The following is an 18021-nucleotide window of genomic DNA, read 5'->3' as shown; positions in this document are numbered from 1 at the left end:
GCTTAGTCCCGCTTGGGAAGATGTTGCGCAATCAGATCCTGCAGGGTGCGGGCCAGGATCTTGCCGTTACCGTCGCGCGGCAGGGTGTCGACGAACACCACGTGGCGCGGCAGGAATACCGAGTCGATATGCTGGCGCAGGCCAGCCAGGATCTGGCTGCGATCCAGCCCCGGTGCGACCACGAAGACGGCCAGGCGGTCCACTTCGCCGTCACCGCTGCGCTCCGGCACGCAGAACACGCCGTCCAGCACACCGGGCAGACCGGTGAGCGTGGCGTTGAGGAAGGACAGCGAGCTGCGCTTGCCGGCAACGTTGATCATATTGGCCTTGCGATCCACCAGCCGGAACAGCTGCGGGCTGAACAGCTCGATGTTGTCGTTGAGCATCTGCGGCGTCTCGTACACCTCGCCCACCGCCCAGAACTCTTCATCACGCTGCTCCAGCGCGATGCCGCGCAAGGTTTGCCAGTTGCTGTCGCGGTCGGTCTCGCGGGTGGCAACCTGGCCGGTTTCGGTGGAGCCGTAGATTTCCAGTACCGGGCAGCCCAGCTGCTGGCGGGTCTGTGCGGCCAACTCCGCCGACAGCGGTGCAGTGGCCGACAGGATGACGGCGATTTCCGGCAGTACGATGTCCGCCTCCAGCAGCTTGCGCAGGTGGAAGGGGGTGATCACCAAGAGCCGCGGCGCCGGCATTTCCGCCAGGCTGGCGGCGATGTCGGCCGGAAAGAACGGAATCTGCGACGACATGCGCCCGCCGGCAAGAATCGGCAGCAGCACACTGGATTCCAACCCGTACATGTGACGGATCGGCACCGTGCCCACCACCGAGCACGGCGCGCCGGCTGCCGCCCACACTCGCTCCGCCCCGGCCTGGATCGCCAGCTGCAGGCGGCCAAAGGTCTTGAAGTGCGGCATCGGCGTGCCGGTGGAGCCGGAGGTGTACATGCAGGTAATGCGCTGGTCGAAAGCGATCAGCGGCATGTCGCCCAAGGTTGGCCGCATCGCCGGTGGCAGCATGTCGACACGAAAATACGGCAGCCCCGCTACCGGGCAGTCGGCCTGGTCGCCCAGCACCAGCAGGCCCGGCTGCTCGGCGGCAACCTGGGCGATGTGCTCCGGCGCCGCCGAATTGGGCAGCACGGTGAGCATGCCGCGGGCGATGGCGGCGAACAGCGCCACAGCGAACCAGTAGCGGTCGGTGCACAGATTCATCACCCGCGGCCCTTGCGGCAGCACGGCGGCCAGCGCCATCACCTGGGCATAAAAGGTTTCGCGGTCGATCACGCTACCATCGCGGTAGGCGAACGGAGCGTGGCGGTCGGCATCGGGAAGCAGCGGAATCAGGCTCATGGAACGGAACGGCTCAGGGTCGGCAGCGCGGCACTACTCGGTGGTGTCGCGGCACTGCGTGTATTGGCGATAGGAACGGATGGTCTGCGCGATGCTGAAGTGCGGCTGCCCCGGCAGCGCGCGCAGGCGGATCAGGTATTCGCCGCCGAACATCAGCCCCAACGACAGCGGGGTGAGCAGTGAGGCGAACAGCGCCCAGCTGGCCAGCGGCGCAAAGGCGAACAGCAACAGCGACAGCAGCGCGCTGGCAGCGAAGTAAACGGTCCAGGCCAGGGTGACCTTCCAGGTGTAATGCAGGTAGCGCGCATCCAGCGGCTCGGCGATGGCGACGCGGGCGATGCGCGAACACAGCGCGCCCTCGTGGCTGCCCAGCGTGCTGCCGAACATGATGCCAAGGCCGCTCATGATGCCGGCGTGCTGGAAGAAATACAGCCACGCAGCGTGCGCCAGCAGCCGGTCGAGATTCAGGACCATCGCCAGCAGGCCACCCAGACACAGCAGCGTGGCGGGCAGGCGAAAGGTGGAGTTCCAGCAGGCCGCGATCGCCCCGGCGGTAAGGGGCGCGGCGCCGATCAGCACCGCGTAGGCCGGCGGCTGCGTGGAGGAGGAAGCCAGGTAGTCCATCACCAGGTAGCCGCCCCCAAGCAGCGCCAGCAGAACCAGGCGCAAGGTGCGCCACAGTCCGGTCATTTGCTGCGATGCTCGCGGATGTAGGCCGCCAGTGCGCGCAGGGAGGCAAAAATGGTGGAGTTGTCTGCGCTGTCCGCCTTCATCTGCACCCCGTACTGCTTGGACATCACCAGCGCGATTTCCAGGATGTCGATGGAGTCGATACCCAGCTCGTCACCGTACAGCGGCGACTCGGGAACAATGTCGTCGGGAGCGATGTCAAGGTTCAGCGCGGTAACGATATGCGCGGCAATTTCGCGTTCCAGCGCCAGATCCGGCTCGATGTGTTGTTCCATGATTTGAAGTGATAACAAGGGCTTGTTTAAGGGAAATGCTGACAATCGCCAACGTCACGCAGTTTCTGTATCATCGCCGTGCCTATCGACATACGCCAAAAACATAGTGCTCTGGCGCCTGACTCCGACAACGCGCGGCAAGTACCTAACCTGCGGAAAATGAAGGCGGAGTATAACAAATATCCTCCCCGGCCGACCACCGCGCCAGACCAGACACCAGCCTTAAGGAGCAGTTTTGAACGAGGGTGTGACCAGCCACCGCCTGGGCCAGACCGGAATCGTGGCCACCGCGCTGACCCGTTTCTGGTTCAAGATGTTCGGCACCATGGGCTTCACCATGGTGTTTTTTGTTGCCTACGTATACCTGCTGCGGCATCCCGCCGCCGAGGTCAGCATCATTCCCGCCACCACAGTGGACCAAATGATCGGCTTCCAGCCCTGGGCGCTGCCGATCTACCTGTCGCTGTGGGTCTATGTGTCGCTACCGACGGTACTGATGCTCAGCCGCGGCGAAATCATCGCTTATGGTTTCAAGGTAGCCCTGCCCTGCCTGAGCGGGCTGGCGATATTCTATTTCTGGCCCAACGCCATCGCACCGGCCGATATCGACTGGCGGCAATATCCGGGCGTGGCCTTTCTGAAAAACGTCGATACCGCCGGCAATGCCTTTCCCTCGCTGCACGTGGCCACCGCGGTGTTTTCCGGCCTGTGGCTGCACTGGCGCCTGCGCCTGCTGCGGCTGGGCCGCGGTGTAGAGTGGTTCAACATCGCCTGGTGCGTGGCCATTGCCTACTCCACCATGGCGGTGAAGCAGCACGTGGCGCTGGACGTAATCGCCGGCACCCTGCTGGGGCTGGGCTCTGCCTGGCTGAGCGGCCTAAAGACTCACGCGCTTGGCTACCGCCTGCCACCGCCTTGAAGCGTGCCCCGCCGCCCCATATCCCCTTTTTGCAGTTGCCGCCGAAACACCCGCATCATGAGTCCAGATACCAGCTTACAGTTTTTCCAGTGTGACCCTTCCGCCCCGGATGGGCAGCCGCTGCCGGCCGCCGCCGGCATCCTCGGCATGAGCAGCCTGCAGCAGCCTGCACCAGAACTGCCCTGGCCTGTGCAACGGGTGCGCACCCCGCTGCTGGGCGGCAGTGTGCAGCAGCTGCACGAATACTGGCACAGCGCCGCCACCTGCCGCCGTGGCCGCTTCCACGACATCCGCTTCAGTGCCAGTGACGAGTTGCTCTACGGCGTGATCGAGCTGGAAGAAACCCACGGTTCCGATACCGGCACCGCGCTGCAGTTGGCCGCAGAGCAAGCCTACCGCCAGCTGTTCTCGCTACTGGAGACCGAAGGCTTCCCGCACCTGTGGCGGGTGTGGAACTACGTGCCGCGCATCAACGAGGTGGAGTACGGGCTGGAACGCTACCGCCAGTTCAACATCGGCCGCCACGAGGCGTTTGCCGACTTTGCGCGGCCGGTGGACAGCAGCCCCGCCGCCTGTGCGCTGGGTGTGGTGGACGGCCCGCTGAGCATCGCCTTCCTGGCGGCACGACATGCCCCGCGTTGCATCGAGAACCCGCGCCAGACCAGCGCCTTCGCCTACCCGCGGCAATACGGCCCGCGCAGCCCCACCTTTACCCGCGCCGCGCTCGCCAGCAGCGGTCGCCATGACATCCTGTTCATTTCCGGCACCGCCAGCATCGTCGGGCACGGCACCGTGCATCTTGACGACGTGGTGGCGCAAACGCGGGAAACCGTGGCCAATATCAGTGTACTGGTGGAGCAGGCACAACGCTTGACGCCGGCCGCCGACTACAGCCTGGCCGGGCTGGACTACCGGGTCTACATCCGCCATGCCGCCGACTACCCCAAAGTGCGCACCGCGCTGGAACAGCTGATCGGCCCCGACATGCGCGCCGTGTACGTGCAGGCGGACATTTGCCGCAGCAATCTGTTGGTTGAAGTCGAAGCGCATGGCCTGTCCCGCGAGATCACCGCCACCACAATCTGAGCCCTCTGGAGCACTCTACAGGCAGTAGGGCATGGCCAATACTTGTGGCAGTGTCCGAGATTCTGGGTGAAACAGACACTCAACAAGAATGAAGGAAAAGACTACTTTGGCCCGAAGCCACGCGGAAACGCAGCCACAGGTTACTGCCAAGATAGTTAGTACAGTTTCGTGCTGGGTTATCAAACTCAGTCGCTGCGCAAACTAGGCGATTTAGGTGGGTAAAAAAGCCCCAGCTACAGGCCGTTACTGCCGCCATTAACCCTGTAAATCCGATAACCTTCATGACTCGCTTCAAGTTGTAGGCAAGCACATAGTCAGTTTCGCCATACCTTGGCCGCCATTACTGGCCAAGCCGCTGCAACAGCGTGGCCAGCAAGGTGTCGCAGGCAGACAGCTGATCCAGCGCCAGCCATTCGTCCGGCTTGTGCGCCTGGTCTATGCTGCCCGGCCCCAGTACCACCGCCGGGATGCCCACGCGCTGCGAGAACAGGCCGGCTTCGGTACCGAAGGCGATCTTGGCCGGTGCGCGCTCGTCGCCCAGCAGCGACTGCACGAAGCGCACCACGGCAGCGTCCGGCGCGGTAAGCAGGCCGGGATAGCTGCTGCGCTCCACAAACTCGATGCCCGCCGCCGGGTCCACCGCGCGCATTGCCGGCAGCAGTTGGCCGCGCGCGTAATTGAAGATGGCATTCAGCAACGGCTGCGGGTCGTCTTCCGGCAGGTGGCGGATTTCGAACTCGAATTCACTGGCGGCCGGAATGATGTTCAGCGCGGTGCCGCCGTGCATCTTGCCCACATGCAGCGTGGTGTACGGCACTTCGTACAGCGGGTCGAACGGCCCCAGTTCGGCACGCTCGCGCGCCAGTTCACGGATGAAGGTGATCAGCTCGGCGGCGTATTCCACCGCGTTCACCCCGGCAGCCGGGTTGCTGGAGTGGCCTTCCTTGCCGCGCAGCTTTACCTGGTACGCCACCTTGCCCTTGTGCGCCGCCACCAGCCGCATCAGCGTGGGCTCGCCGACGATGGCCATCTGCGGCAGCACCGGCAGGCCGCCCAGCACGTCCAGCAGGCGGCGCACGCCGATGCAGCCGATTTCCTCGTCGTAGGTCAGCGCGATGTGCAGCGGGGTGTGCAGCTTTGCCGCCGCAAACGCCGGCACCGCGGCCAGCACCGCGGCAATGAAGCCCTTCATGTCGGCGCTGCCACGGCCATAGGCACGGCCGTCGCGCACATCGAGACAAAATGGATCGCTGCTCCAGTTCTGGCCGGTCACCGGCACCACGTCGGTATGCCCGGCCAGCATCACCCCGCCCCGGTCGGTGGGGCCGATGGTGGCGTACAGGTTGGCCTTGCTGCCTTCTTCATTGCACACCAGCTGGCTGGCGATGCCGTACTGCGCCAGGTAGTCACGCACGAAGTGGATCAGCGCCAGATTGGAATGCTGGCTGACGGTATCGAAGCCCACCAGCGTCTGCAGCAGGCCCAGCGAAGAATATTGTTCCATCATGGGTCTCCCGCCACGCCGTAGCTGGGCGCTTCCTGCGGCGACACGGCGCGGGTGACATAGGCAGCCATCTGCGGCTGATAGCGCTGCCACAGTGCGGCCAGCTCGGCCACCGGCGCACCATCGCTCCAGTCGATGCGCAGATCGACGCTGGGCCACTCGGTATCCAGCGTGGCCTGCAGGCCGGCGGCATGAATCGGCCCGGCCTCGCCGCCGGCATCCACCGCCGCCTGCAATGCCGCCAGCAGCCGCTGCGGCAGACTGCCGCTACTGGCTTCGAATGCATCCACCATGGCCTGCGGCACCTGCGGGCTGGCCAGCAGGTTGCCGCCAGCGGCGCAGTCCTGACCGGTGGCGGCGCCGTACACCCCCAGCGCATGACAGCCGGTGATCACCTGCGGCGTGCCGTCCAGCGGCGCCAGCACCAGCTGCCGCCAGTCGCTGTGCGGGTCTGCGGCCAACAGGCTGGCGCGCAGTGCATCGCCATCCTGCCCGGCCGCCATCTGCGCCAGCGCCAGCCGGCCCAGCATGGGGTTGGTCACGTTCTGGCTCAGCGCAGCGCCTACCCCGGCGCGCACATTGGCGCAGCGGCTGGCCACGGCAATGCTGGACGAGGCCACGGCTACGCCGACCATGCCGCTTTGCCGGCAGCGGGCAGCGATGGAAAAGGTCATCAGCGGCGCTCCTCGGGAATCACGGCGGTAACGTCGATTTCCACCAGCCATTCCGGGCGGGCCAGTGCCGATACCACCAGGCCGGTGGAAACCGGGTACACGCCCTTGAGCCACTTGCCCACCACCTGGTACACCGCTTCGCGGTAGCGCGGGTCTACCAGGTAGATCACGATCTTGCAGATGTCGTCCAGGCAGCTGCCGGACTCTTCCAGCAGCATCTTGACGTTGGCCATCGCCTTTTCCGCCTGCGCGGTCACGTCGCCGATGCCCACCGACTCGCGGGTGTCCAGGTCCTGGCCGATCTGGCCGCGCAGGAACACCATATTGCCGGCCACCACGGCCTGGCACAGGTCGTTGTTGAGGTTCTGTTCCGGGTAGGTTTCTTTGGTATTGAACGGGCGGATACGCTTGTGAACCATGTTTGTCACCTTGTGTTTGTGTGTGCAGGTTCCGGGCCGCCGTGGCGACCCGGTGTTGTTGTTCAGACTTCCGCCGGCACGGCCGCCGCGGCTTGCGCGCGCTGGCCGGCATCGCGGTAGGCGGCGTACTTGCGCTGGATGGCGATGTGGTCGGCAATGAAGCGGGCGTCGTGCCATACCCCCCAGATGAAGGACGAACCGCGTCGCGACAGCCACGGCAGGCCGACGAAGTACACCCCCTGCTCGCTGGATACGCCGCGCTGGTGCTGCGGCTTGCCCTTGTCGTCGAAGACATTCACCTGCAGCCAGCTGTAGTCCAGCGCAAAGCCGGTAGCCCAGATGATGGTGTTCACCCCGGCGGCAGCCAGGTCCAGCGACAGCACCGGCTCGCTGATGCAGGCCGGGTCCGGCAGCATGCGCCGCGCTTGCGGCTCTTCCGGCAGGTCCAGCCCGTTGCGGGCGATGTAGGCATCGGCAGCATCCAGCAGCGCCAGGTAGTTGGCATCGCCACGCGCCACGTTGGCCGCAAGGTCCGGCTGGAAGCTGGCCACGCCGTTGTCGAACGACTTGGTCATGCCCACCAGGGTGATGCCCTCATGCGCCAGACGACGGAAATCGATGGTTTCTCCACCCCGTGCGCCGCTTACCGCAATGGTGACGTGCTCGGTGCCCGGCTTTACCGTTGCCGCGTCCCACTCGCCCAGCACACCCAGCCACCAGCAAAAGTCGCGGCCACGGTAGGCGCGCGGCGGGCGGTCGTGCGCGCCCACCGACAGGTACACCTTGCGGCCGGCGCGCTGCAGTTCATCGGCGATCTGCACGCCGGAGGAGCCGGCGCCCACCACCAGCACCGCGCCGGCAGGCAGCTGTGCCGGGTTGCGATACTGCGTGGAGTGCATCTGAAGCAGGCGGTCGTCCTGCGGCGCCACCGCCGGAATCACCGGCTTCTGGAACGGCCCGGTGGCAGCCACCACGCGGTTGGCCTCGAACACCCCGGCCGAGGTTTCCACGGTAAAACCGGGGCGGCCAACATTGCGGGTGACTTTCTTCACTTCCACCCCGGTGCGGATCGGGGCATTGAACTTGCGGGCATAGGCTTCGAAGTAGTCCGCCACCTTGTCCTTGGCCACGAAGGCATCCTGGTCGGCATCGATGGCGAGGCCGGGAAAGCGGTCGTGCCAGGCCGGGCCGTTGCACACCAGCGAATCCCAGCGCTCGCTGCGCCAGCGTTCGGCGATGCGGCTGCGTTCCAGCACGATGTGGGGAATTTCGAGCTTGCTCAGGTGTTCGCTCATGGCCACGCCTGCCTGACCGGCACCGATGACCAGCGTGTCCGTCTTTTCCATTGCCATCTTGCTCTCTCCTGTTGAGCTGGTTGACAAGGCCAGTCTACGGAGCCACGCTAGATACTGAAAATATATAAATATTCTGCAAAGGATAATTTCAGCTTATGCAATATACCCTGCGACAACTGGCCTACCTGGTAGCGGTGGCCGACCACGGCAGCGTGACCGCTGCGGCCAACGCGCTGTACACCTCGCAGCCCGGCGTATCCAATGCCATTGCCCAGCTGGAAGAAACCTTCGGCCTGCAGTTCTTTGTGCGCCACCATGCACGCGGGGTGTCGCTGACCCCGGCCGGGCAGAGTTTCATCGCCGCCGCACGCAACCTGCTGCACCACGCCGACGACCTGCAGCAGCAGGCACAGGAAATCAGCCAGTCGCTGCGCGGCACGATCACGCTGGGCTGCTTCACCACCATGGCGCCCATCCTGCTGCCCGGCCTGCTCAGCGCGCTGCGCGACACCTACCCGGAGCTGGAAGTGAACCTGCTGGAAGGCGACACCCAGCAGCTGCAAACGGCGCTGCTGGGCGGGCAGATCGAGCTGGCGCTGCTGTACGACCTGGGGCTGCCGGACACGCTGCACAAGCTGCCGCTGTCCGGCGCCCGCCCCTACGTGCTGGTGGCGGCCGATCACCCGCTGGCCGCGCGCGGCCGGGTATCGCTGGCCGAGCTGGCCGACGAGCCACTGGTGCTGCTGGACCGGCCGCACAGCCGCGAATACTTTCTGGGGCTGTTCCGCCAGCTGGGGCTGGAGCCCAGGGTTGGCCACCGCACCGTCAACTTCGAGCTGGTGCGCGGACTGGTGGCGGCGCATTTCGGCTATGCGCTGCTCAACCTGCAGCCCAAGGTGGATGTGAGCTACGACGGCGGCAAGCTGGTCTATCTGGAAATCGTCGACGATGTGCCGAGGCTGCCCATCGTGCTGGCCTGGCCGCAGGAGCTGAAGCTCACCCGCAAGGCCGAGGCGCTGCGCGACAGCTGCCTGCAGCTGCTGGGGGCCGCGCTGCCGGCGGATTGACTCTGCCGGGTGGCGCTAGCCGCCGGCAGCAGCGCGCGCCGCGGACACCGGCGGCCAAGCTATCGACCCGGGCGCGTTGTTGCCGCTGCCGCTTGTTGGTAGCCTGTGCCGGCAGGCGCCGCCCGCCCCGATCCTGACTCGCCGCCCAAGGTTGGCCGCCACGCCGCCAGGCAGCCATTACCGCCCTATGCCGCCGAAGACACCCGACCAGAGCCCCGCCCGCCCCGTCCACTACGAATTCATCCAGGGGCTGGACCATAAGCGCCCGCCGATCAAGCTGCCGGCGCCCGATACCGTGGCGCGCTGGGTCGAGCTGTTGCTGCAGCTTGCCGGCAGCCGGGTTGCCATCGACCGCGCCGCGTTTCTGGCGCGGCTGAGCCCCGCGCCTGCGACGACCGCCGACGGCAAGCCAGCGTTCGAAACCCGCCACTTCTCGCAGCTCATGACCCTGCTGGTACACGAGCTACCGTTACCGGCGCTGGGCGTGCGCATGGGGGCGATGAGCAAGCTGACCGACCTGGGCACATTCGGTTATGCGCTGCACAGCAGCAAGAACCTGCGCGAACTGTTCAGCACCGCGCGCCGTTACCAGACGCTGGCCGGCTACACCGGGCTCAACGTCCACTACACCCCGCAACGGCTGGTACTGCAGTTTCCGGACCAGGCCGCCATCGAGCACCGCTGCTTGATCGAAGACTGGATGTTTTCGCTGTGGTCCGGCATCGCCGACCTGCTGCCGTACATCACCGAGATGCAGCAGGCCGAGCTGAGCTTCGTCTATCCGGAGCCCAGCTACGCCGACGAGATGTACCGTTACTTCCCCGGCAAGATCCATTTCGCCGCCGCGCGCAACCTGCTCACCCTGCCGCTGGCCTGGGTCGATACCCCGCTGCTGTCTTACGATGCCGACACCCAGGCGGCGGTGCTGCGCGCCTGCGAAAAGCAGCTTGCCGCCTGCCGCCACGAGGCATCCACCAGGACACGGCTGCAGCACTGGCTGGAAGGCGCCATTCTCTGCAGCACCCCCACGCTGCAGCAGGCGGCACAGGAGCTGCACCTGGCGCCCAGCACCCTGCAAGCCCACCTGCGCGACGAGCAAACCAGTTTTTCCGCGCTGCTGGAGCAGGTGCGCATGGCCTATGCCTGCGCCGAACTGCGGCAAGGCGTCCTGAGTATCGAACAGATCGCCGCGCAGCTTGGCTATGGCGAGCGGGTGAGCTTCTTCCGCGCCTTCAAACGCTACACCGGCAAAACGCCGCGCCAGTTTGCCCGCGAAGCCGACAGCTGACGCCCGCCACCACCCAGAGCCGTGCCTGCGGCTACACAATCCAGGCGTGGAGATACCAGGCCGCGACCTCCGGTTTCATATAGTTGACACTCCTGCCGCACCACCCGGCGCGGCAAGGCAACTCATAAGAAAGAGGAGGAGAACATGTCGCACCCCCTGTTTGCCCGCCAGCAGCTGCGCCCGCTGGCGCTGGCCGTCGCCAGCCTGCTGGCCGCGCAGGCGTCCGCCGCCGCGCCAAGCGCCGACACGGTATTCAAGAATGGCTACGTCTACACCGTCGATCGCCACGACACGGTGCGTCAGGCCGTGGCGGTCAAGGATGGCCACATTATCTTTGTCGGCACTAACCGTGACCTGGCCCGCTACATCGGGCCACGCACCCGGCAGATCGACCTGCATGGCAAGATGCTGATGCCCGGCCTGGTGGACGGCCACGTCCACCCGCTGACCGGCGGCGAAGGCATGACCAAGTGCAACCTGGACTACAAGCCGGTCACGGTGGCGCAGTTGCAGGACAAGGTGCGCAGCTGTCTGGCCGAGAAAGCCAACACGCCGGACAGCACCTGGCTGGAGGTGGTCAACTGGGACCGCCAGGCCACCGTCAAGCTGGACCGCGACCCGGTGAAGGCCGACCTGGACGCGCTCAGCCAGAGCCGCCCGATCATCGTTACCTCCATCGACAATCACTCCCGCCTCAACAACAGCAAGGCGCTGCAGGCCTCCGGCATCACGGCACAAACCGCCAACCCGCCGGGCGGCGTGATCGGCCGTGCGGCCAACGGTGAGCCAAGCGGCATGATCGAGGATGGCGCTGTGCTGCTCAGCGACAACAGCAAGCCGCAAGCCAGCGACAGCGAGCAGCTGCACTTTGCCCGCCTGGCGCTGGGCAAGTTCGGCGAAGCCGGCGTTACCACCTTTCTGTCGGCGCTGAGCGACGAGCGGGAGGTGCAGGTGTTCTCCACACTGCAGCAGCAAGGCGCGCTGACCGCGCGGGCGCTGTTTGCAATCAAGGTTACCCCGGACGAGGCCAACAAGCCGGCCGACGCCATCGCCGGCATCAAGGCCATCGCCGCCAAATACAATGCCGATGCCGGCAGCCAGCCCGGCATCCGCGTCAGCAACGTCAAACTGTGGATGGACGGCGTGCTGCAGGCGCCGGCGCAGACCGCCCGCCTGCTGGCGCCGTACCGGGTAGAGCCGGCCAAGGACAAGCATGCCGAATGGCTGCCGGGCCAGCATCTGGGCGAGGGCTACTTCAACCAGCAGCAGGTCAACGACGTGGTGCTGCAGGCGGCGCGCCAGGGGCTGGACGTGCACATGCATGCCATCGGCGACGCCACCGTGCGCCAGGCGCTGGACGCGGTGGCCTACACCCGCAGCCAGCCGGGTCTGCAGGACTTCCGCCCGGCGATTGCCCACGCCGAGCTGGTGGACCCGGCGGATTACCGGCGCTTCAAGCAGCTGAACACCAGCGCGGTGATGTCGTTCCAGTGGGCGCAGCGCGCGCCGTACTCGGTGGAGGCAGTGGCAAAGCAGCTGGGCAAGCAACGCTATGCCCACATGGAGCCGGAAGGCAGCCTGCGCCAGGCCGATACCCGCATCGCCTACGGCAGCGACTGGCCGGTCGATCCGATGGCCTATTTCTACAATCTGCGCGTCGGCGTCACCCGCAGCGGCGACCCGCAGCACCCGGCCGGCTTTGGCGCCGAATACCGCGGCCGGCTCAACCTGGACCCGCTGCTGTCCAGAAGCGACGTCATCCGTGCCATTACCATGAACGCCGCCTATCAACTGCGGCTGGAGCGCCAGCTCGGCTCCATCGAGCCGGGCAAGTATGCCGACCTGATCGTGCTGGACAAAAACTTCATGCGCGCACCGCTGTCGCAGCTGGCCCATACCCGCGTGCTGCTGACCATGGTTGGCGGCAAAGAGGTCTGGCGCGCGCCACGCTTCCACTAACCCCCTGCGCGCATTTCGCGGCATAAGCACAGCCGCCGGTGGCAACCCCTTGCCGCCGGCGGCTGTTTTGCTGTGGCGGCTGTTTTGCTACAGCACTTGCCCCGTGTCTTGCGCCGCTTCAGCGCGCTTGACTGGCCGGCCTTGTCAGCCTGCGGCCAACTTATCCGCTACCAGCCAGCAGCGCAGATGGTCAACAATCACACCTCAAGTTGGCCGCAACCATCTTGACGCTGCAGCCGTGCCGGCACCGCTGCACGCACAGAAACCACCCCGCCGCGCGGCTTGCCCGCCCGCGCCACACCGCGACATGACGCCTGCCGCAGGCGGGCGGCCATGCCGCGGCGATTAGTATTTTCCCGCTCGCTAACTATACTTTTTGACATCAGCCGTAGCGTGCTACCGAAGCCGCCCATCATGTATACACACCATTATGGCTTCTCCGGCTTGCCGTTCTCCATCGCGCCGGACCCGCACTTTCTGTTCATGAGCCAACAGCACCGGGAGGCGCTTGCCCACCTGATGTACGGGGCGATGAACAATGGCGGTTTCGTGCTGCTGACCGGCGATATCGGCACCGGCAAAACGACACTCTGCCGCTGCTTCCTGCAGCAGCTGCCACCGGAATGCGATGTGGCGCTGATCTTCAACCCCAAGCTGAATGCGCAGGAACTGCTGTCCACCATTTGCGAAGAACTGCACATCCCCTTGCCGGCCGCGCCGGGCTCCAAAGAGTACATCGACCGCATCAACAGCTACCTGCTGGACAGCCACGCCAAGGGGCGTACCACGCTGGTGATCATCGATGAAGCGCAGAATCTGGACGACGACGTGCTGGAGCAGATCCGGCTGCTGACCAACCTGGAAACCAATCAGCGCAAGCTGCTGCATATTGCGCTGCTGGGGCAGCCGGAATTACGTGACAAGCTGGAGCGGCCATCGCTGCGCCAACTGTCACAGCGCATTGTCTCGCGCTATCACCTGGGGCCGCTGCCAGCGGCGGAAATTGCCGACTACATCCATCACCGGCTGGCAATTGCCGACTGCAGCCGCAGCCTGTTTCCGGACAAACTGACACCACTGCTGTACCGCTACAGCGGCGGCATACCGCGCAAGCTCAACCTGCTGTGCGACCGCGCACTGCTGGGCTGCTATGTGCAAGGCAAGACCGAGGTCGACAAGGCCACCTTGCGCACGGCCGCCGCCGAGGTGTTTGGCCCGGAGATGCGCCACCGCCGCGGACAGAAACTGCTGACCGCCGGGGCGCTGCTGGTCAGCGCCACCGCACTTGCCTCGACCCTGCTGCTCTACCGGCAGGAGGCCCCGGCAGCGGCCCGGCCGCCAGTGGCGACTAGCAGCGCGCACAAAGTCGCAGCCGCGCCGGCACTGCCTGGCCCGCCAGCCGCGGTGATGGCCAGCAGCTTGCCGGCGCCGGCCACAGCGCCTGCGGCCAACCTTGCCCTGCTGCAGCAATGGAAACTTTCCGCCAGCAGCGGCGCTACCGACGAATTCTGCCAGCAGGCAGCACTGGCAGGCCTGGCCTGCCTGCATGGCCGTGGCGATCTGGCCCTGCTGCTGCAGCTGAATCTGCCGGTTCTGCTGCACATGCAGACCGCCGGCAGCGATGGCTACCTGCTGCTGGAGCAGCTGCACAACGACCAGGCCACCGTCGGTAACGGCCAGCTGCGCAGTACCGTGCCTTCCCGCTTGCTGCAGACGGCGTGGGATGGCAGCTATCAACTGCTATGGCGCCCCCCGCCGGGCTACCAGGGGCCAATGGCGCAGGGGAGCCGCGGCCTGGGCGTGACCTGGCTGTGGCAGCGGCTGGAGCAACAATCCGGCAGCGACGGTACCCCCCGCTGGGATGTGATCTTCGACAAGCAGCTTGAGCAGCGACTGCGCGAATTCCAGAAACGGATGGGCGTGCCCGCGGACGGCATCGCCGGGCCGTTGACCCTGATCCTGCTGGCACACGGCGACGCCAGCCGTTACGCCCCGCAACTGACAGTGCGGCCAACGTCGGCATGAGGAACTGCTTATGTCATACATTCTTGATGCCCTGCTGAAAGCCGAACAAGAACGCCAGCGCTCGGCGGTGCCATCGCTGCAGAGCGTGGCCAGCTACCCGGCGGAAACCCGCTCGCCACCGCCGCCCCGCTCCCGGCTGGCGCTGTTGTCGATTGGCGTGGCACTGTGTGCCGCGGGTCTGGCCGCGATCTTGTTCCAGCGCCCCGGGCTGCCTGCGGCCAACGCGCCCACGGCTGCGGTAGCCACGGCACCGGCAACCGCCATCGCGCCCCGCCCGCCCGCTGTGCGCGAAGCACCAGCAGCAATCGTTTCGGATAACAGCACGCCGCCGGCCCCGCTAGTTGCGGCACCGCGCCAGCCGGCGATCGCGCCGTCTGCCATCACACCGCCCGCCACTGCACCGGCTGCCGCCCGGCCCGCGCCGAGCCGGGTAGCCAAAGCGCCGGCGATGGCCAACCCGCAGCCCCCGGCCAAGCCGCTCGTAAAAGACGAGGTTGCCGCCACCGACAGCACCGCAGCCAACCGCGATCGCATTCTGGATATCAGCGAACTGCCGGCAGCACTGCGGCAAGAGGTGGACAAGAACGTGGTGGTGTCCGGCCTGTCGCTGTCGCCGGACAATGGCGAGCACCTGGCCATCATCAACGATCGTGCGCGCCATACCGGCGACGACATCATTGCCGGCATGACGCTGGAGCGTATCCAGCCGGATGGCGTCATCCTGCGCTACAAGGGCTACCGCTTCCGCCGGGGCCTGTACTGACGGGAAATGGACATGGATACCCTGCCCCCGCCCCGCCACAGTTTCCGGCTGGCCAAGCCCGCGGTACTCGCGCTGCTCAGCCTGGTGTGTAGCGGCATGGCGCTGGGCGCTGGCGGTGACATCTATAGCTTTACCGACAGCGAAGGCGTGGTGCACTTGAGCAATGTGCCGCAGGACTGGCGTTACCGTCTGCTGCAGCGCGGCCCCCGCGAGCCTGCGCAAGCGAGCACCCGTAGCCGGCGCCAGGCTGACAGCCAGCAGCTGCGCCTGCGCTGGGGCGAGCTGGTGGACCGTACCGCCCAGGCACTGAGCATGGACGCCGCACTGCTGCACGCGGTAGTGGCCACAGAATCCGGCTACAACCCCCAGGCAGTGTCCCCCAAAGGCGCGATGGGGCTGATGCAGCTGATGCCGGCCACCGCCTTGCGCTACGGCGTGGCGGATCCGCTCGACCCGGAGCAGAACATGCGTGCCGGCGCCTTGTACCTGCGCGACTTGATGACGCGCTTCCAGAACAACCTGCACCTGGCCCTGGCCGCCTATAACGCTGGCGAACAGGCCGTCATGCGCTACAACAACACCGTGCCGCCCTATCAGGAAACCCGTAATTACATCCCGCGCGTGCTAGGCCACTACAGCCGCAATCAACAGCAACCCTAACCCTCCACTACCCCAAATTCCTCCCCAAACATGCTGGCTGGAGCAGCATTACACCCCATTATTGCCACTACTATATTTTAAATATTTCTTTGAATTACTTGTCAGCAAATACTAGCATGGAGCATACGAAATCCCGCCGTCACAAAGGGAGGAGGTAAAGATCGGCTGTAGTGATATCGCTGTGGGGGAGTGCCATGATCACCAACCCGCCAGGCAGCAGGCCGGTGTTTCGCTTGATGATTCCGCACCCGAATAAAAAGTAATAGCGATAGGTCATCTTGGCGGAGTATTTCGCAGGAGAGGGGAATCATGCGTGCGATTCCTTAGCAGGAACCGCCTTTGAGCAATTCAGAGGAGGTTATCGTGAGAACCTTTACATTACGAAATTTCTTGACGGCAGCAGGATTGTGTATGGCCGTCATGATGAGTGGCATAACGCCAACCTATGCAATCGACACTTTGGGACTCTTTGAGCTTGAGAAAAACGCTAACGCGGTAGATGAATCCACTACAGGCGAAGACTGGTCGACGGTCAACGCAGGCACATATAGCGGCCCTGCCATCGCCCGTACCGGCTTGGTACCAGATCCTGCCCCACAATCCATCTTTACCACGGGTGGATCAAAAGACGTCAGCGATGTTTCACAATGGAGATTCACGGATGGTAGCGTCCCGGACAAGGACAACATCACCAACGCTTATGCCGCAGCCTATATCGACCCGGCCCATAACAACCATCTGATTTTCTATTTCGGTCTGGATCGCTCTTCCAACGACGGTGATGCGCAATTGGGCTTCTGGTTCTTCAAGGATAAGGTCGCTCCTAAGTCTGGTGGTACGTTTAACGGCGTACATCAGGTAGGAGATCTGCTCATTCTGGTCAATGTCACCCAAGGTGGCGCCGTTGGTAACATCGAAGTCCTCAAATGGGTCGGGACAGGTGGCGATATCAAGGGAGGGACTTTGCAGCGGCTTGCCGGGGGGCCAGGAACATCAGTTGCTCAATGTGGAGATTCGGGGCTGCCATCCAACCACACTTATTGCGCCTCTTTTAACAGCAGCGACCAAACAGCCCCTTGGGGCTATACACCGAAATCCGGATCGCCGGGCACTTTCCCGCCAATCAGCTTCTTTGAAGGCGGCATCGATGTTACCGAAACGTTAGGCACTGATGTGTGCTTCTCCGCCTTCATGGCTGAAACACGGAGTTCACAGTCAGAAACTGCACAACTTAAGGATTTTGTGCTGCACTCCTTCCAGACTTGCAAGATCTCGGTTAGCAAGTCTTGCAGTGTAACTCGCCTTACCACTTCACAGGACAACACATCCAAGTTTTACTTGGCGACCTACACAGCGACCGTCAAAAATGAAGGTTCAGGTAGTCTACCCACTGGAAGCGTGATCACAATCGTGGATGATGTCGGAACACCTGGCGACACGTCGGATGATCAAACAAAATCTCAAACCCTTGCATCCCCACTAGCAGTAAACGGTACTGTTTCGTTCACCGATACGTTCTTTACGGATGACAACCCTCCAGTGAATACGGTAACGGCTAAAACGGTATTCGGCAGCACCACAATTGTCGCCGACCCAGCTTCAGTGAAGTGCTCACCATTGCAACTGAATCCTAAACTGGTCATTACCAAGGACTGCTCTACTGTCCTTGACGTAGTCAATGGCCAAGTGGTGGTTAAAGTTAATTACTCTGGCTATGCCTGCGTGCAGGGTGATGTTCCACTTAAAGTAACTATCACGGATGCGCCAAAGAACGGAGCCGATAGCTCGTCCCTACCATCCCAGGTATTGGTTCAACCTACCACCGACAACTGCGTCTCAACCGGGGTTGTTCCTTACTCTGGTTCGTACACTCCCAGCCAAGCCAATGGCGGTATCACTGACCCCTCAACGGCACAGTTTAGTGACACGGTAACGGCAATTGGCACAAACCCGGCTCTCCAAGAGGATCAAAAAGCAACGATCACAGCAACCTGCCCGCTGTGCAATTAATCCTCCACCGAATGTAGTAACATTTTCTCTTGAAAAAA

16 protein-coding genes are annotated in these 18021 nt (G+C 64.2%); 9 read left to right on the top strand and 7 right to left on the bottom strand.

What is annotated here, in order from left to right; genetic code table 11:
* Nucleotides 1–2: 2 nt before the first annotated feature.
* From ABNW52_RS16130 to ABNW52_RS16120, 3 genes are read right to left on the bottom strand one after another with little or no spacing between them, the layout of a single operon-like run.
* Complete coding sequence (locus ABNW52_RS16130) at nucleotides 3–1349, bottom strand: AMP-binding protein (RefSeq protein WP_349590004.1); 1347 nt, start codon at nucleotides 1347–1349, stop codon at nucleotides 3–5.
* Nucleotides 1350–1382: 33 nt separating this feature from the next.
* A complete protein-coding gene (locus ABNW52_RS16125; RefSeq protein WP_349590002.1) occupies nucleotides 1383–2039 on the bottom strand; it encodes a COG4648 family protein in 657 nt (218 codons plus the stop codon).
* On the bottom strand, nucleotides 2036–2314 hold the full coding sequence (locus tag ABNW52_RS16120; protein WP_349590000.1) for a phosphopantetheine-binding protein: 279 nt from the start codon (nucleotides 2312–2314) through the stop codon (nucleotides 2036–2038). Before ABNW52_RS16120 ends, ABNW52_RS16125 begins: the two co-directional genes overlap by 4 nt.
* 235 nt (nucleotides 2315–2549) lie before the next feature.
* On the opposite strand from ABNW52_RS16120, the gene ABNW52_RS16115 reads away from it, so the two are divergent.
* Nucleotides 2550–3233 (top strand): phosphatase PAP2 family protein, encoded by a 684-nt coding sequence (locus ABNW52_RS16115; protein WP_349589998.1) that lies wholly within the window; start codon nucleotides 2550–2552, stop codon nucleotides 3231–3233.
* A gap of 57 nt (nucleotides 3234–3290) precedes the next feature.
* Nucleotides 3291–4319, top strand: a complete 1029-nt coding sequence (locus tag ABNW52_RS16110; protein ID WP_349589996.1) for a chorismate transformation FkbO/Hyg5 family protein — start codon at nucleotides 3291–3293, stop codon at nucleotides 4317–4319.
* Between the two features lie 340 nt (nucleotides 4320–4659).
* Here the strand turns inward: ABNW52_RS16110 and argE are convergent, their stop codons facing one another.
* The 4 genes from argE to ABNW52_RS16090 all read right to left on the bottom strand — a co-directional run bounded on the left by argE (nucleotide 4660) and on the right by ABNW52_RS16090 (nucleotide 8268).
* Complete coding sequence (gene argE, locus ABNW52_RS16105) at nucleotides 4660–5826, bottom strand: acetylornithine deacetylase (RefSeq protein WP_349589994.1); 1167 nt, start codon at nucleotides 5824–5826, stop codon at nucleotides 4660–4662.
* A complete protein-coding gene (locus tag ABNW52_RS16100) occupies nucleotides 5823–6497 on the bottom strand; it encodes a DUF1028 domain-containing protein (RefSeq protein WP_349589991.1) in 675 nt (224 codons plus the stop codon). Before ABNW52_RS16100 ends, argE begins: the two co-directional genes overlap by 4 nt.
* Entirely contained in the window at nucleotides 6497–6916 is a 420-nt protein-coding gene (locus ABNW52_RS16095) for a RidA family protein (RefSeq protein ID WP_349589988.1), read from the bottom strand. The genes ABNW52_RS16100 and ABNW52_RS16095 overlap by 1 nt, the downstream gene beginning before the upstream one ends.
* Before the next feature lie 62 nt (nucleotides 6917–6978).
* The gene (locus ABNW52_RS16090; RefSeq protein ID WP_349589986.1) at nucleotides 6979–8268 is read right to left on the bottom strand and encodes a flavin-containing monooxygenase; all 1290 of its coding nucleotides are present in this window, start codon (nucleotides 8266–8268) and stop codon (nucleotides 6979–6981) included.
* A 98-nt stretch (nucleotides 8269–8366) separates the two neighbouring features.
* Between ABNW52_RS16090 and ABNW52_RS16085 the strand changes: the two genes are divergently transcribed.
* The 7 genes from ABNW52_RS16085 to ABNW52_RS16055 all read left to right on the top strand — a co-directional run bounded on the left by ABNW52_RS16085 (nucleotide 8367) and on the right by ABNW52_RS16055 (nucleotide 17983).
* On the top strand, nucleotides 8367–9278 hold the full coding sequence (locus tag ABNW52_RS16085) for a LysR family transcriptional regulator (protein WP_349589984.1): 912 nt from the start codon (nucleotides 8367–8369) through the stop codon (nucleotides 9276–9278).
* Nucleotides 9279–9465: 187 nt separating this feature from the next.
* Complete coding sequence (locus ABNW52_RS16080) at nucleotides 9466–10566, top strand: helix-turn-helix domain-containing protein (protein ID WP_349589982.1); 1101 nt, start codon at nucleotides 9466–9468, stop codon at nucleotides 10564–10566.
* A 144-nt stretch (nucleotides 10567–10710) separates the two neighbouring features.
* Nucleotides 10711–12525: an amidohydrolase gene (locus ABNW52_RS16075; RefSeq protein WP_349589980.1), complete on the top strand. Its 1815-nt coding sequence runs from the start codon at nucleotides 10711–10713 to the stop codon at nucleotides 12523–12525.
* Nucleotides 12526–12939: 414 nt separating this feature from the next.
* Complete coding sequence (locus ABNW52_RS16070; protein WP_349589977.1) at nucleotides 12940–14550, top strand: ExeA family protein; 1611 nt, start codon at nucleotides 12940–12942, stop codon at nucleotides 14548–14550.
* A gap of 10 nt (nucleotides 14551–14560) precedes the next feature.
* Nucleotides 14561–15313, top strand: a complete 753-nt coding sequence (locus ABNW52_RS16065) for a general secretion pathway protein GspB (RefSeq protein ID WP_349589974.1) — start codon at nucleotides 14561–14563, stop codon at nucleotides 15311–15313.
* Between the two features lie 12 nt (nucleotides 15314–15325).
* Complete coding sequence (locus ABNW52_RS16060; RefSeq protein ID WP_349589972.1) at nucleotides 15326–15973, top strand: lytic transglycosylase domain-containing protein; 648 nt, start codon at nucleotides 15326–15328, stop codon at nucleotides 15971–15973.
* Between the two features lie 363 nt (nucleotides 15974–16336).
* A complete protein-coding gene (locus ABNW52_RS16055) occupies nucleotides 16337–17983 on the top strand; it encodes a hypothetical protein (RefSeq protein ID WP_349589969.1) in 1647 nt (548 codons plus the stop codon).
* Nucleotides 17984–18021 lie beyond the last annotated feature (38 nt).

Origin of the sequence: Vogesella oryzagri (assembly GCF_040148885.1) — a bacterium.
Taxonomy (GTDB): Bacteria; Pseudomonadota; Gammaproteobacteria; order Burkholderiales; family Chromobacteriaceae; genus Vogesella; species Vogesella oryzagri.
Note: the sequence above shows the minus strand (reverse complement) of the source record. Positions and strands in the feature narration are given on the sequence as shown.